The organism is Burkholderia sp. BCC1998, from assembly GCF_905339875.1.
Lineage (GTDB): Bacteria > Pseudomonadota > Gammaproteobacteria > Burkholderiales > Burkholderiaceae > Burkholderia.
The window spans coordinates 71,811-85,689 of sequence record NZ_CAJPHE010000006.1; the positions used below are offsets into that span (position 1 = coordinate 71,811).

Sequence of the window (13,879 nt, forward strand, 5' to 3'; positions counted from 1 at the left end):
ATGGAGGTAAAAGTGCGAAAAATCAAGATAGTCGAGGATGGTAATTTTTCTGATTGGGTGCGGTTGTTATTTATTGTTGTTGGCTTCGCGCTAATGTTTTTTGCCTTCAAATTGATCCCCCCAACGCTCACTGGTGGAGTGGTTGCGTTGATCGGATTTGGCTTGGCTCTTGTCGGCGGGTTTTTCAGCCGCGCCCACATGCTGAAAATTAAACCATTTGGTAATTCGGTTTGGCGCAAGGCAAAACAAACATATAAGGAAGATGGTCGTTCTTGATGTGAGGGTCATTCAGACAATTGGTGCGGTTGGTGGTTGTTTTGTGGGAATGCCATTTGTGTATGAAAATTTGAATCCAACAATGCGAGCTTTCTTGCAACCTAAGGTCGCGAATCCAGTTCCCGGGCTTGTCGGTGCTTGGTCAGGGGGCGTCGCCGCAGGGACGTCATCACTTGTACCAGCTAAACCGGCGAAAAAATGAAACAATCTCGAATTGATCAATTGATATCCGACCAAGATTGGAAAAGAACCTGTATCCGAGTTGTTGGAATGGTCATTGCTTATTTTGCAATAAAGTACCTCCCGATGGCGATCGATTGGGGGGCGAAACATTGGAATATAGCCCCCCCTTTCCCCCAAACAGGCGGCAAATCATGGCGCCATCTTGACGGTATTTGGCTGGGCATTTTGTTTTGCAATATCCATTGAGGTTATCAGATGGGTGTTTGTGGCATTCAGGCGATTCCGATGGAAATCGTATTAAAAAATTAAATTCTAAAAAATATGAGAGCAATTCGCTGGGGTAATTCTGCAGCAGCACTACTGCTTATCGCGACCAGCGTGTCGGCCCAGGAGGCCCCCCGCCTGATCATTCCGGGCAACGACCAACAAACCCGACAGCACGAAGAGGCGCGCGAACGCGAACGAGCAGTCTCCGCGCCTGGGGTGCGATCGGAAGTGGCGGCGAGCGCCGAGTACCCAACGCTCCCTACCGAATCACCCTGCTTTCGGATCGAGCGTTTCATACTCGACGTACCCGATGCACTGCCCGCTTCCCTTAAATCGCAAGGCGCATCGGCATTGCCGATGGACCGCTTCGCATTCGCGCGTGAATGGCTTGGGCACTACTCGGGCCAGTGCGTCGGCAAACAGGGTCTCGACATGCTCGTCAAGGGCCTGTCGCAAGCGATCCTTGCGCGCGGGTATGTCACCACGCGCGTGCTTGTGCCCGAACAGGATCTGTCGACCGGCACCCTCAAGTTTTCGCTGATCCCCGGCGTAATCCGCCACGTGCGTTTTGCCGACGAAAAACTCCGCGGCACATGGAAAACCGCCTTCCCGACCCGCGACGGCGAACTGCTGAACCTGCGCGATCTTGAACAAGGCCTCGAGCAGATGAAGCGCGTGACGAGCCAGGACGTATCGATGCAGATCGTGCCGGCCGACGTGCCCGGCGAAAGCGACGTGGTGCTCGACGTAAAGCACGGCAAACCGTGGACGGTCGTCGCTTCGATCGACAACTCGGGCACGCGCGCGACGGGCCGCCTCCAGGGCAACCTGTCGCTCGGTATCGACAATCCCCTTGGCCTGAACGACATCTTCAACATCGGCGTGAGCCAGGATCTCGAATTCGGCGACAAGCGTCTCGGCTCACACGGCTGGAACGGCTTCTATTCGATCCCGTGGGGCTACTGGACCGCGACGCTGTCTGCCTACACCAACACGTACTACCAGCAAATCGCCGGCGTGAACCAGACTTTCATCGCGAGCGGCAATTCGAAGACGGTTGATTTCAAGCTGAACCGCGTGCTGTCGCGTGGCCAGAACGATGTGTTCGGCGCGCAGTTCCGCTTGGCGCGCCGCTTCGGCCAGAGCTTCATCGAGGACACCGAAATTCCGCAGCAGCGCCGCAACAACACGTTCGTCGAATTCGGGCTGACCGATCGCCATTATTTCGGCAATGCGCAGTTCGACGGGACGCTCGCGTACCGGCAGGGCATCGGTGCGTTTGGCGCGCAGGACGACAGCCTTGCAGCGGACGGCGGCCCGACCTACCGCTACAAAATGGCCGTGCTCGACGCGAATCTGTCGGTGCCGTTCACCATCGCGCAGCAGCCGTTCCGCTACGTGACGACGTTCCACGGGCAGTACACGGGCAACACGCTGTACTACATCGACGACCTGACGATCGGCAGCCGTTACACCGTACGCGGATTCGACGGGGAGACGATGCTGGCCGCCTCCCGTGGCTTCTACTGGCGCAACGAACTGCAGGCGCCGATCGGCCAGACCGGGCAGGCGGTGTATGCGGGCATCGACTACGGCCGCGTGTGGGGCCCCCAGCCGGTCACGCTCGTCGGCACGCAACTGGCGGGTGCAGTGATCGGCGTGAAGGGCAGCGTCGCGACTCGACTGGGCGCCTACGGTTACGACCTGTTTGCCGGCACGCCGATCTACAAACCGTCTGGGTTTCCTACGGCACGCGTGACGGTTGGTTTTCAGGTCACCGCACAGTTCTGATGAAGCGGGCGCAATCCGGCACTCGGCCCGGCGTCGTCGGAGACGACGCCGGCGAGGATCGAGAACTGACGGCTTTTCTGATCGCCTGGCTCGTGGCGCTATTGCCGGAGAGCCACGACCGGCGCCCCGGTGATCCAAGCCGCGGCGGCGAACCCTGCCCCCGCCTCACAACACGACCCCGTACACCTCCCGAGCCGCCGCCCGAATCGCATCGGCCATCACCTCGACAGCCGGCGACGGCAGCCGGTCCGTGCGCGTGATGATCCCGAAATCATCCATCCGGCAATCCATCTCCAGCGGCAGCACCGTGACGATCCCGTGGCGCGCGTAGTACAGCGCGACGTCCTCCGCGAGCACCGCGATCATGTCGCTCTGCTCGATCAGCTGCGTGATGAACAGCAGCGCGGCCGTCTCGACCACGTTCGCGGGCGGCGCGAGGCTCGCGCGCTGGAACACCAGCTCGAAGCGGTGACGCAGCACGCTGCCGGCCGGCGGCATGACCCACGCGGCGCGCTGCACGTCCGCGAGCGACAGCGGCGCCTGCGCGAGCAGCGGATGGCCCGGCCGCACGACCGCGGCGACCGGCTCGCCGGTCAGCGGCTCGTAGCGCAGGTGCAGCTTGTCGTGTTCGGCGGACAGCCGGCCGAGCACGATGTCGAGCTTGTCCTGCGCAAGGTGTTCGAGCAGCACGTTGCTCGTGTCGATCGTCACCGACACGCGCACGTTCGCATGCGTCCCCTTGACGGCCGCGACGGCCGGCGGCACGAGCCGCAGCCCCGGCGACGTGATCGCGCCCACCGCCACATGCCCGAGATGGCCGGCCTTCAGCGCGGCCAGCTCCTCGCGCGCCTGGTCGAGGCTGCCGAGCGCCGCGCGCGCGTGGCGGATCAGCGCATCGCCGTACAGCGTCGGCCGCATCCCGCGCGGCAGCCGCTCGAACAGCACCGCGCCGATTGATTCCTCGAGCTCGCGCAGCAGCTTCGACGCGGCCGGCTGCGTCATGCTCAGCGCGGCCGCCGCGCGGTGGATGCTGCCTTCGTCGGCGAGCGCGACGACCAGCAGGAGCTGGCGGGTCTTCAGGCGGCTGCGGTTTCCCCACGGGCTGGCTTCGGGCATCGTACGGGTTTATATCGATATCGAAATCGATATCGTAATCGCCTAAAACGTCATTAGCCAGTTATCAAAATTCTGCCTAGACTGCGCCGGTATCCCGTCACCACAGGACTGACGATGTCGGCAACGAAACCCAGGCTGCGCTCCACCCAATGGTTCGGCACCAACGACAAGAACGGCTTCATGTACCGGAGCTGGATGAAGAACCAGGGCATCCCCGATCACGAGTTCGACGGCCGGCCGATCATCGGCATCTGCAACACGTGGTCCGAACTGACGCCGTGCAACGCGCACTTCCGCAAGCTCGCGGAGCACGTGAAGCGCGGGATCTCCGAGGCGGGCGGGTTCCCGGTCGAGTTCCCGGTGTTCTCGAACGGCGAATCGAACCTGCGGCCGTCGGCGATGCTCACGCGCAACCTGGCGTCGATGGACGTCGAGGAAGCGATCCGCGGCAACCCGATCGACGCGGTCGTGCTGCTCGCCGGTTGCGACAAGACGACCCCCGCGCTGCTGATGGGCGCGGCGAGCTGCGACGTGCCGGCGATCGTCGTGTCGGGCGGCCCGATGCTGAACGGCAAGCTCGAAGGCAAGAACATCGGCTCGGGCACGGCCGTGTGGCAGCTGCATGAAGCGCTGAAGGCGGGCGAGATCGACCTGCACCACTTCCTGTCGGCCGAGGCCGGCATGTCGCGCTCTGCCGGCACCTGCAACACGATGGGCACCGCGTCGACGATGGCGTGCATGGCCGAGGCGCTCGGCGTCGCGCTGCCGCACAACGCGGCGATTCCGGCGGTCGATTCGCGCCGCTATGTGCTCGCGCACATGTCGGGCATCCGCATCGTCGAGATGGCGCTCGAAGGGCTCGTGCTGTCGAAGGTCCTGACGCGCGCCGCATTCGAGAACGCGATCCGCGCGAACGCGGCGATCGGCGGCTCGACCAACGCGGTGATCCACCTGAAGGCGATCGCGGGCCGCATCGGCGTGCCGCTCGAACTCGAGGACTGGATGCGCATTGGCCGCGACACGCCGACGATCGTCGACCTGATGCCGTCGGGGCGCTTCCTGATGGAGGAGTTCTATTACGCGGGCGGGCTGCCGGCCGTGCTGCGCCGGCTCGGCGAAGGCGGGCTGCTGCCGCACCCGGACGCGCTGACGGTCAACGGCAAGTCGCTGTGGGACAACGTGCGCGAAGCGCCGAACTACGACGACGAGGTGATCCGCCCGCTCGACCGGCCGCTGATCGCCGACGGCGGGATCTGCATCCTGCGCGGCAATCTCGCGCCACGCGGCGCGGTGCTGAAGCCGTCGGCGGCGAGCCCCGAGCTGCTGAAGCATCGCGGCCGCGCGGTGGTGTTCGAGAATCTCGATCACTACAAGGCGACGATCAACGACGAAGCGCTCGACGTCGACGCGAGCTCGGTGCTGGTGCTGAAGAACTGCGGGCCGCGCGGTTATCCGGGGATGGCCGAGGTCGGCAACATGGGGTTGCCGCCGAAGCTGCTGCGCCAGGGCGTGAAGGACATGGTGCGGATCTCGGATGCGCGGATGAGCGGCACCGCATACGGCACGGTCGTGCTGCACGTCGCGCCGGAAGCGGCCGCGGGCGGGCCGCTCGCAGCCGTGCGCAACGGCGACTGGATCGAGCTCGACTGCGAGGCCGGCACGCTGCATCTGGACATTTCGGATGACGAACTGCAGCGGCGCCTGTCGGACGTCGATCCGACCGCGGCGCCGGGCGTGGCCGGGCAGCTCGGCAAGGGCGGCTATGCGCGGCTGTATATCGATCACGTGCTGCAGGCCGACGAAGGGTGCGACCTCGACTTCCTGGTCGGCACGCGCGGCGCGGACGTGCCGAGCCATTCGCATTGAGCGGCGCATAGCCGTGCAGGGACGCGGATTGTGGCGGGGCCTGAGGGAAACGAGTTGACGCGGCGGCCTTGGTCGAGCGGAAGCATGGGGGGCACGCAAGCACTAAAGCGCTAATGCGGGCCGACCGCAAAGCATGGGGCGTACGCAAGCGCTAAAGCGCCAACGTAGGCCGACCGTAAAGCTCGGGGCGCACGTAAGCGCTAAGGCGCCAACGTACGCCGACCGCGAAGCATGGGGCCCCCGTAAGCGCTAAAGCGCTAACGGTGGCCGACCGCAAAGCATGGGGCGTACGTAAGCGCTGAAGCGCCAACGTACGCCGACAGGAGACAAGATGACGACGCAGTACCCCCCCGCGCACGCCGTGGCGGACCAGTCCGATTCGCCGGCAGCCGTCGACGAACGGCAACTGACCCGCCTGCTCACGCGCAAGCTCGTGCCGTTCCTCGCGCTGATCTACGTGGTCGCCTACGTCGACCGTACCGTCGTCGGCTTCGCGAAGCTGCACATGAACGCGGCGATCGGCCTCGGCGATGCCGCATACGGACTCGGCGCCGGACTGTTCTTCATCGGCTACTTCCTGTGCGAGGTGCCGAGCAACCTCGCGCTCGGACGCTTCGGCGCGCGCGTCTGGTTCGCACGCATCCTCGCGACGTGGGGCGTGATCACGATGGCGATGGCGCTGGTACAGGGACCGGCCAGCTTCTACGTGCTGCGCTTCCTGCTCGGCGCGGCGGAAGCCGGCCTCTATCCCGGCATCCTGTACTTTCTCACGCAATGGTTCCCGATGCGCGACCGTGCCCGCGTGATCGGCCTGCTCGTCCTTGCGCAGCCGCTCGCCGGCATCGTGACGGGCCCGCTCGCCGGTTGGCTGCTGTCGACGCACGGGCTGTTGGGCCTGTCGGACTGGCAGACGCTGTTCGTCGTCAGCGGCCTGCCGGCCGTGCTGCTCGCATGGCCCACGCTGCGGCTGCTGCCCGAATCGCCCGCGCATGCGCGCTGGCTGAACGACGACGAGCGCCGCTGGATCGCGCGGCAGCTCGCCGCCGATCGCGACACGTATCGCCCCGATTCGCACGGCAATCCGCTCGCCGCATTACGTGACCGCCGCGTACTGCTGCTCGCCGCGCTGTTCCTGCCGTTTCCGCTGTGCATCTACGGGCTGTCGCTGTGGCTGCCGACGATCATCCACGCGTTCGGCACCGGCGATGCGGCGACGGGGATGCTGTCCGCGGTGCCGTACCTGTTCGCGGTGGTCGGCCTGCTCGTCGTGCCGCGTCATTCGGATCGCAAGCGCGAGCGTTACTGGCACATCGTCGTCGTGTCGGCGGCCGCCGCCGTGACGATGGCCGCGAGCGCGTGGGTGCGCGAACCGGCGCTGCAGTTCCTGTTCATCTGCCTGACCGCGTTCTCGCTGTATTCGATCCAGGCCGTCGTATGGGCGCTGCCCGGCGAATTCCTCACCGGCACGAGCGCGGCGGTCGGCATCGCCGCGATCAATTCGCTCGCGAATCTCGGCGGCTACCTGGGGCCGTACGGCATCGGCCTGATCAAGGCGTCGACCGGCAGCCTCGCGGCCGGCCTGTACTTCCTCGCGGCGACGTTGCTGTTCGCGGTGCTGATGACGTTCGTGGTGCGCGCCGCGCTGCGCGCGCCCGAGCCGGCCGCGGGCACATTCGCCGGCGAATCCTGAACCCCGTGTTTTCCGGCTGAACGCCGCTTCGACCGACGCAGGACCGAACCATGACATCGAGCAGCACGCCGCGCTATCGCGGCATCTTCCCCGTCGTCCCGACGACGTTTTCCGAGACCGGCGAGCTCGACCTCGCGAGCCAGAAGCGCGCGGTCGACTTCATGATCGACGCGGGCTCGGACGGGCTGTGCATCCTCGCGAACTTCTCCGAGCAGTTCGCGATCACCGACGACGAACGCAACGTGCTCACGCGCACGATCCTCGAACACGTCGCCGGCCGCGTGCCGGTGATCGTCACGACGTCGCACTACGGCACGCAGGTGTGCGCGGCGCGCAGCCTGCGTGCGCAGCAGCTCGGCGCGGCGATGGTGATGGCGATGCCGCCGTATCACGGCGCGACGTTCCGCGTGCCCGAAGCGCAGATCTTCGAGTTCTTCGCGCGCGTGTCGGACGCGATCGACATCCCGATCATGATCCAGGATGCGCCCGCGAGCGGCACCGCGTTGTCCGCGCCGTTCCTCGCGCGCATGGCGCGCGAGATCGAGCAGGTCGCGTACTTCAAGATCGAGACGCCGGGTGCGGCGAACAAGCTGCGCGAGCTGATCCGGCTCGGCGGCGACGCGATCGAAGGGCCGTGGGACGGCGAGGAGGCGATCACGTTGCTCGCCGACCTGCATGCCGGCGCGACCGGTGCGATGACGGGCGGCGGCTTTCCGGACGGCATCCGGCCGATCCTCGAAGCATTCCGCGAAGGGCGGCACGACGAGGCGTTCGCGCGCTATCAGACGTGGCTGCCGCTGATCAATCACGAGAACCGCCAGTCCGGGATCCTCACCGCGAAGGCGCTGATGCGCGCCGGCGGCGTGATCGCGTGCGAGCGGCCGCGGCACCCGATGCCGGAACTGCACCCGGACACGCGCGCGGAGCTGCTCGCGATCGCGCGCCGGCTCGATCCGCTCGTGCTGCGCTGGGCGCACTGAGCAAGTGGCGAAGGAGAAACGCAGATGAGCGACGTGATTTCACTGGGCGTGATCGGGGTCGGCAAGATCGCGCGCGACCAGCATTTGCCGGCGATCGCCGCCGAACCGGGTTTCGTGCTGATCGCGTGCGCGAGCCGTCATGCGGAAGTCGACGGCGTGCGCAACTACCAGGACCTGGGCGCGCTGCTGGCCGCCGAGCCCGAGCTCGACGCCGTGTCGCTGTGCGCGCCGCCGCAGGTGCGCTACGCGCAGGCACGTGCCGCGCTCGAGGCCGGCAAGCACGTGATGCTCGAGAAGCCGCCGGGCGCGACACTCGGCGAAGTCGCCGCGCTGGACGCGCTCGCGCGCGAACGCGGCCTCACGCTGTTCGCGACCTGGCATTCGCGCTGCGCCAGCGCGGTGGAACCGGCGCGCGCGTGGCTCGCGACGCGCACGATCCGCGCGGTGCAGGTGCGCTGGAAGGAAGACGTGCGGCGCTGGCATCCGGGCCAGCAGTGGATCTGGGAGCCCGGCGGCCTCGGCGTGTTCGATCCCGGCATCAACGCGCTGTCGATCGTTACGCGGATCCTGCCGCGCGAGCTCGTGCTACGCGAGGCGACGCTCTACGTGCCGAGCGACGCGCAGATGCCGATCGCGGCCGACCTCGAATGCGCCGATACGCACGGCGTGCCCGTGCGCGCGGAATTCGACTGGCGGCACGGCCCCGTCGAGCAATGGGAGATCGCGGTCGACACGTCGGACGGCGTGCTCGCGATCAGCCGCGGCGGCGCGCAATTGTCGATTGCGGGCGAGCCGGTCGAGCTCGGGCCGCAGCGCGAGTACCCGGCGCTGTATGCGCAGTTCCGCGCGCTGATCGCGCGCGGCGCAAGCGACGTCGACGTGCGGCCGTTGCGGCTCGTCGCCGACGCGTTCCTGTTCGGGCGGCGCGTCGGGACCGACGCGTTCGGCCGCTGACACCGTGCCGCCGCGAGCGCGACCGCGCACGACGAAACGCGCACGACGAGAGTTGAAGACCCAAGCCAACAGACAAGGAGACACCGCATGAACCGCACGACCCACACGATCCGCCGCCACACGTTGCGCGCGCTGCTGGCCGCGCTTTGCCTCGCGCCGCTCGGGATGCAGGGCGCCGCGCACGCCGACGCGCCGCTGAAGATCGGCTTCCTGGTGAAGATGCCCGAGCAGGCATGGTTCATCAACGAGCAGAACGCGGCGTCCGCGCTCGGCCAGAAGGAGAACTTCTCGGTCGTGAAGATCGGCACGCCGGACGGCGAGAAGGTGCTTGCCGCGATCGACAACCTCGGCTCGCAAGGCGCGCAGGGCTTCGTGATCTGCGCACCCGACGTGCGCCTCGGGCCGGCGATCGCGTCGCGCGCGAAGCGCTACAACATGAAGTTCGTGACGGTCGACGACCAGCTCGTCGACTCGACCGGCAAGCCGCTGCCGAACGTGCCGCACCTCGGGATGTCGGCGACCAAGATCGGCAACCAGGTCGGTCAGGCGATCGCCGACGAGATGAAGCGGCGCGGCTGGAAGCCGGAGGAAGTCGGCGCGCTGCGCGTCACCAACTACGAGCTGCCGACCGCGAAGCTGCGCACCGACGGCGCGACGCAGGCGCTGCTCGCGAACGGCTTCCGCAAGGAAAACATCTTCGACGCGCCGCAGAAGACGACCGACGACGAAGGCGGCTTCAGCGCGGCAGCGCCCGTGCTCGCGCGCCATCCGAACATCAAGAAGTGGGTGGTCTACGCACTGAACGAGGAAACCGTGCTCGGCGCGGTACGCGCGACCGAACAGCTGCACATCCCGGCCGCGGACGTGATCGGCGTCGGCATCAACGGCGCGGGCGAGGCGTTCGCCGAGTTCCAGAAGAAGGAGCCGACCGGCTTCTACGGGACGATCGCGGTCAGCTCGACGAATCACGGCAAGGACAGCACGCAGAACCTCGTCGACTGGATCCGCAACGGCAAGGCGCCGCCGGCCGACACGCAGACGAGCGGCAAGCTGATGACGCGCGCGAACTGGCAGGCCGTGCGCGCCGAGCTCGGCATCTGAGCGTGCGGGGCGACGACGCGATGACGATGCAGATGATGACGGCCAGTTCGCGCCACGACGACGTGGCCACGCCCGGCACCGCGCCGCCGCCGCCCGGCGGCGCGCTGCTCGCGCTCGACGGCATCACGGTGACGTTCCCGGGCGTGCGTGCGCTCGACGGCGTGTCGCTGTCGGTGCGCGCGGGCGAGGTGCACGGGCTGATGGGCGAGAACGGCGCGGGCAAGTCGACGCTGCTGAAGGTGCTGTCCGGCGTGAACCAGCCGCAGGCCGGCACGCTGACGCTGAACGGCACGGTGCAGCGCTTCGCGTCGACGCGCGCCGCGCTCGAGGCCGGCATCGCGATCATCTACCAGGAGCTGCATCTGGTACCCGAGCTGACGGTCGCCGAGAACCTGATGCTCGGCCAGCTGCCGAGCCGGCTCGGCGTGGTCGACGAGCGCGCGCTTGCCGTGCGCGCGCTCGATGCGCTGGAGCGGCTCGGCGAGCACATCGATCCGGACATCCCGGTGAAGTATTTGTCGATCGGCCAGCGCCAGATGATCGAGATCGGCAAGGCGCTGATGCGCGACGCGCGCGTGATCGCGTTCGACGAGCCGACGAGTTCGCTGTCCGCGCGCGAGACGACGCAGCTGTTCCGCATCATCCGTTCGCTGCGTGCCGAGGGACGCGCGATCATCTACGTCACGCACCGGATGGAGGAAGTCGACGCGCTGTGCGATCGCGTGACGGTGTTCCGCGACGGCCGCCGGATCGAGACGTTCGAATCGGTCGCCGAGCTCGACCGCGACCGCCTGATCGGCTGCATGGTCGGCCGCTCGATCGAGGACGTGTACGGCTACCGGCCGCGCACGGCCGGCGACGTGCTGATCGAGGCGAAGGGGCTCGTCGGGCCCGGCCTGTCCGAGCCGGTGTCGTTCGCCGCGCGGCGGGGCGAGATCGTCGGCTTCTTCGGGCTCGTCGGCGCGGGCCGCTCGGAGCTGATGAAGCTGCTGTACGGCGCGGCGCGGCCCACGGGCGGGCATGTCGAGCTGGGCGGCAAGCGCGTGGCGTTCGCGAGCCCGCGGCACGCGGTGCGCGCCGGCATCGCGCTGTGCCCCGAGGACCGCAAGCAGGAAGGCATCGTCGCGATCGCGTCGGTGGCCGACAACCTGAACATCAGCGCGCGCCGTCATTTCAGCCCGGCGCGCGTGCTGCTCGACGCGCGGCGCGAACGCGAGCTGGCGCAGCAATACATCGAGCGGCTCGCGATCAAGACCCGCGACGGCGAGACGCCGATCGGCGCGCTGTCGGGCGGCAACCAGCAGAAGGTCGTGCTCGCGCGCTGGCTGGCCGAGCGCATCGACGTGTTCCTGATGGACGAGCCGACGCGCGGCATCGACGTCGGCGCGCGCGCGGAAATCTACAACCTGTTCTACGAACTCGCGGAAGCGGGCCGCACGGTGATCATCGTGTCGAGCGATCTGGCCGAGGTGATCGGCGTGGCGGACCGCGTCATCGTGATGAAGGAAGGACGGATCGCGGGCGAGGTCGCGAAGGCGCAGGCGACACCCGACGCGCTGATCAAGCTCGCGCTGCCGCGCTAGCGGCCTGCAGTCAACCGGAAAGCAAACGTTATGAGCCAGGCAATGCAACCCCAACGCACTTCCCCGTCCCCCGATGCCGCAGCCGCGCCCGCGCGAGCGCGCGGCGGCGTGTGGCAACTGATCAACCGCTCCGGCATCGTGATGGTGTTTCTCGTGCTGTTCGCGACGCTGTCGCTGACCGTGCCGGACTTCCTCACGCCGCGCAACATCCAGGGCCTGCTGCTGTCGGTCACGCTGATCGGCTCGATCGCGGTGACGATGATGTTCGTGCTCGCGCTCGGCGAAGTCGACCTGTCGGTCGCGTCGATCGTCGCGTTCTCGGGCGTCGTCGCGTCGACGCTGATCACCGCGACGCACAGCGTCGTGCTCGGCATCGCCGCCGGCGTGCTCGCGGGCGGCGCGGTCGGGCTCGTGAACGGCGTGCTGATCGCGCGCTGGCGGATCAACTCGCTGATCGTCACACTCGCAATGATGGAAGTCGTGCGCGGGCTCGCGTTCATCACGTCGAACGGCGACGCGGTGATGATCTCCGAGGAGCGCTTCTTCGATCTCGGCGGCGGGTCGTTCCTCGGCATCTCGTATCCGATCTGGAGCAACATCGTCGGCTTCGTCGTGTTCGGCTTCCTGTTGCGCAAGACCGTGTTCGGCAAGAACGTGCTGGCGGTCGGCGGCAACGGCGAGGCCGCGCTGCTCGCGGGGCTGCCGGTGATGCGCATCAAGATCGCGGTGTTCGTGCTGCAGGGCCTCGTGACCGGCTTCGCCGGCGTGATGCTCGCGTCGCGGATGAGCCTCGGCGACCCGAAGACGTCGGTCGGTCTCGAACTCGGCGTGATCTCCGCGTGCGTGCTCGGCGGCGTGTCGCTGACGGGCGGCGTCGCGACGATCTCCGGCGTGCTGGTCGGCGTGCTGATCATGGGCTCCGTGCAGGATGCGATGAGCCTCTTGAACGTGCCGACCTTTTACCAATATCTGATACGCGGCGGAATTCTGTTGCTCGCGGTGCTGTTCGACCAGTATCGTCGCAACCAGCGGCGCGCGATGAAGATCTGACCCTGACGCACGCGCGGCCGCTTGCGAATGCGAAAGATATCGGGAGACGGCATGCAACAGACTCATCCGGGCACGGCGGCGGCGCTGCTGGTCGACAGCCGCAACACGCTCGGCGAAGGCGCGACGTGGTGCGACGCGACGCACGCGCTGTACTGGACGGACATCGAAGGCGCGCGGCTGTGGCGCTGCCGCGCGGACGGCTCGGACCTCGCGCAGTGGCCGATGCCCGAACGGCTCGCGTGCTTCGCGCTCACGCATGATCCCGACGTGCTGCTGGTCGGGCTTGCGACGCATCTCGCGTTCTTCGATCTGCGCAGCGGCGAATTCATGCGGATCGTCGACGTCGAACCCGACCTGCCGACGCGGCTGAACGACGGCCGCGGCGATCCGTTCGGCGCGTTCGTGTTCGGGATGAAGGACGAAGGCGGCGATCCGCCGCGCGCGGTCGGCGGCTTCTACCGGCTCAATCCGGACCTCACGCTCGAACGGCTTGCATTGCCGGCGGCCGCGATCGCGAACAGCATCGCGTTCTCGCCGGACGGCGCGAAGATGCATTTCTGCGATTCGATGGTGCGCGAGATTCTCGTCTGCGATTACCGCGCGGGCGGCGACGTGGCCAACGTGCGGCCGTTCGCGCGACTGACCGATGCTGATGGCGACCCGGACGGCTCGACGATGGATCGCGACGGCGGGCTGTGGAACGCGCAATGGGGTGGCCGGCGGGTGGTGCGTTACGGGCCGGACGGCGTCGAGACGGACCGCGTGGCCGTGCCGACCGCGCAGCCGAGCTGCGTTGCAATCGACGGTGAAGGCCGGTTGTACGTGACGAGCGCGCGTGTCGGGTTGGGCGACGACGCGCTGGCGAGCGATGCCGATGCCGGCGGCGTGTTCGTCGCCCGGACGCGCTACGCGGGGTTGCCGACCGCGCGATTCGCGGGCAAGCCCGCGAACTGAGCGCGCCGGTGCGGGCGGCAGCGCGGTCGGTCGTGCCGCCGCGCGCTGCCGGCGCCGTCACGGCCGGA

The 13,879-nt window shown here is 67.2% G+C and carries 12 protein-coding genes; 11 read left to right on the forward strand and 1 reads right to left on the reverse strand.

Annotated elements, in window-relative coordinates; genetic code table 11:
* Positions 1-12 precede the first annotated feature (12 nt).
* The 3 genes from U5A56_RS12995 (at position 13) to U5A56_RS13005 (ending at position 2,517) form a co-directional block, all read left to right on the forward strand.
* Positions 13-276, forward strand: a complete 264-nt coding sequence (locus U5A56_RS12995; RefSeq protein WP_321798044.1) for a hypothetical protein — start codon at positions 13-15, stop codon at positions 274-276.
* Between the two features lie 198 nt (positions 277-474).
* Positions 475-705: a hypothetical protein gene (locus U5A56_RS13000; protein ID WP_321922701.1), complete on the forward strand. Its 231-nt coding sequence runs from the start codon at positions 475-477 to the stop codon at positions 703-705.
* Between the two features lie 75 nt (positions 706-780).
* On the forward strand, positions 781-2,517 hold the full coding sequence (locus tag U5A56_RS13005; protein ID WP_321922703.1) for a ShlB/FhaC/HecB family hemolysin secretion/activation protein: 1,737 nt from the start codon (positions 781-783) through the stop codon (positions 2,515-2,517).
* Between the two features lie 165 nt (positions 2,518-2,682).
* Here U5A56_RS13005 and U5A56_RS13010 read toward each other — a convergent pair whose 3' ends face one another.
* Complete coding sequence (locus tag U5A56_RS13010; protein WP_044847384.1) at positions 2,683-3,633, reverse strand: LysR substrate-binding domain-containing protein; 951 nt, start codon at positions 3,631-3,633, stop codon at positions 2,683-2,685.
* A 114-nt stretch (positions 3,634-3,747) separates the two neighbouring features.
* Here U5A56_RS13010 and U5A56_RS13015 point away from each other — a divergent pair, with 114 nt between their 5' ends.
* The 8 genes from U5A56_RS13015 (at position 3,748) to U5A56_RS13050 (ending at position 13,811) form a co-directional block, all read left to right on the forward strand.
* A complete protein-coding gene (locus U5A56_RS13015) occupies positions 3,748-5,499 on the forward strand; it encodes an IlvD/Edd family dehydratase (protein ID WP_124485999.1) in 1,752 nt (583 codons plus the stop codon).
* Positions 5,500-5,830: 331 nt separating this feature from the next.
* Positions 5,831-7,189 carry an MFS transporter gene (locus U5A56_RS13020; protein WP_321922705.1) on the forward strand — a complete coding sequence of 453 codons (1,359 nt, stop codon included), beginning with the start codon at positions 5,831-5,833 and terminating at the stop codon, positions 7,187-7,189.
* 50 nt (positions 7,190-7,239) lie between these two features.
* Positions 7,240-8,169, forward strand: coding sequence for a dihydrodipicolinate synthase family protein (locus tag U5A56_RS13025; RefSeq protein WP_321922707.1), 930 nt, complete (start codon positions 7,240-7,242; stop codon positions 8,167-8,169).
* Positions 8,170-8,193: 24 nt separating this feature from the next.
* Complete coding sequence (locus U5A56_RS13030; RefSeq protein ID WP_321922709.1) at positions 8,194-9,123, forward strand: Gfo/Idh/MocA family oxidoreductase; 930 nt, start codon at positions 8,194-8,196, stop codon at positions 9,121-9,123.
* 87 nt (positions 9,124-9,210) lie between these two features.
* On the forward strand, positions 9,211-10,224 hold the full coding sequence (locus tag U5A56_RS13035) for an arabinose ABC transporter substrate-binding protein (protein ID WP_321798033.1): 1,014 nt from the start codon (positions 9,211-9,213) through the stop codon (positions 10,222-10,224).
* A 20-nt stretch (positions 10,225-10,244) separates the two neighbouring features.
* Positions 10,245-11,807 carry an L-arabinose ABC transporter ATP-binding protein AraG gene (gene araG, locus U5A56_RS13040; RefSeq protein ID WP_044847396.1) on the forward strand — a complete coding sequence of 521 codons (1,563 nt, stop codon included), beginning with the start codon at positions 10,245-10,247 and terminating at the stop codon, positions 11,805-11,807.
* A gap of 30 nt (positions 11,808-11,837) precedes the next feature.
* Positions 11,838-12,857 carry an L-arabinose ABC transporter permease AraH gene (gene araH, locus U5A56_RS13045; RefSeq protein WP_044847378.1) on the forward strand — a complete coding sequence of 340 codons (1,020 nt, stop codon included), beginning with the start codon at positions 11,838-11,840 and terminating at the stop codon, positions 12,855-12,857.
* A gap of 51 nt (positions 12,858-12,908) precedes the next feature.
* Positions 12,909-13,811, forward strand: coding sequence for an SMP-30/gluconolactonase/LRE family protein (locus U5A56_RS13050; protein ID WP_321922711.1), 903 nt, complete (start codon positions 12,909-12,911; stop codon positions 13,809-13,811).
* The last annotated feature ends 68 nt before the right edge of the window (positions 13,812-13,879 follow it).

Excerpts from the sequence above, each read along its gene's own strand:
- U5A56_RS13035 (WP_321798033.1), top strand. The coding sequence starts at position 9,211 with ATGAACCGCACGACCCACACGATCCGCCGCCACACGTTGCGCGCGCTG.
- U5A56_RS13020 (WP_321922705.1), top strand. The coding sequence starts at position 5,831 with ATGACGACGCAGTACCCCCCCGCGCACGCCGTGGCGGACCAGTCCGAT.
- araH (WP_044847378.1), top strand. The coding sequence starts at position 11,838 with ATGAGCCAGGCAATGCAACCCCAACGCACTTCCCCGTCCCCCGATGCC.
- U5A56_RS13030 (WP_321922709.1), top strand. The coding sequence starts at position 8,194 with ATGAGCGACGTGATTTCACTGGGCGTGATCGGGGTCGGCAAGATCGCG.
- U5A56_RS13050 (WP_321922711.1), top strand. The coding sequence starts at position 12,909 with ATGCAACAGACTCATCCGGGCACGGCGGCGGCGCTGCTGGTCGACAGC.
- araG (WP_044847396.1), top strand. The coding sequence starts at position 10,245 with ATGACGATGCAGATGATGACGGCCAGTTCGCGCCACGACGACGTGGCC.
- U5A56_RS13025 (WP_321922707.1), top strand. The coding sequence starts at position 7,240 with ATGACATCGAGCAGCACGCCGCGCTATCGCGGCATCTTCCCCGTCGTC.
- U5A56_RS13005 (WP_321922703.1), top strand. The coding sequence starts at position 781 with ATGAGAGCAATTCGCTGGGGTAATTCTGCAGCAGCACTACTGCTTATC.
- U5A56_RS13000 (WP_321922701.1), top strand. The coding sequence starts at position 475 with ATGAAACAATCTCGAATTGATCAATTGATATCCGACCAAGATTGGAAA.
- U5A56_RS13010 (WP_044847384.1), bottom strand. The coding sequence starts at position 3,633 with ATGCCCGAAGCCAGCCCGTGGGGAAACCGCAGCCGCCTGAAGACCCGC.
- U5A56_RS13015 (WP_124485999.1), top strand. The coding sequence starts at position 3,748 with ATGTCGGCAACGAAACCCAGGCTGCGCTCCACCCAATGGTTCGGCACC.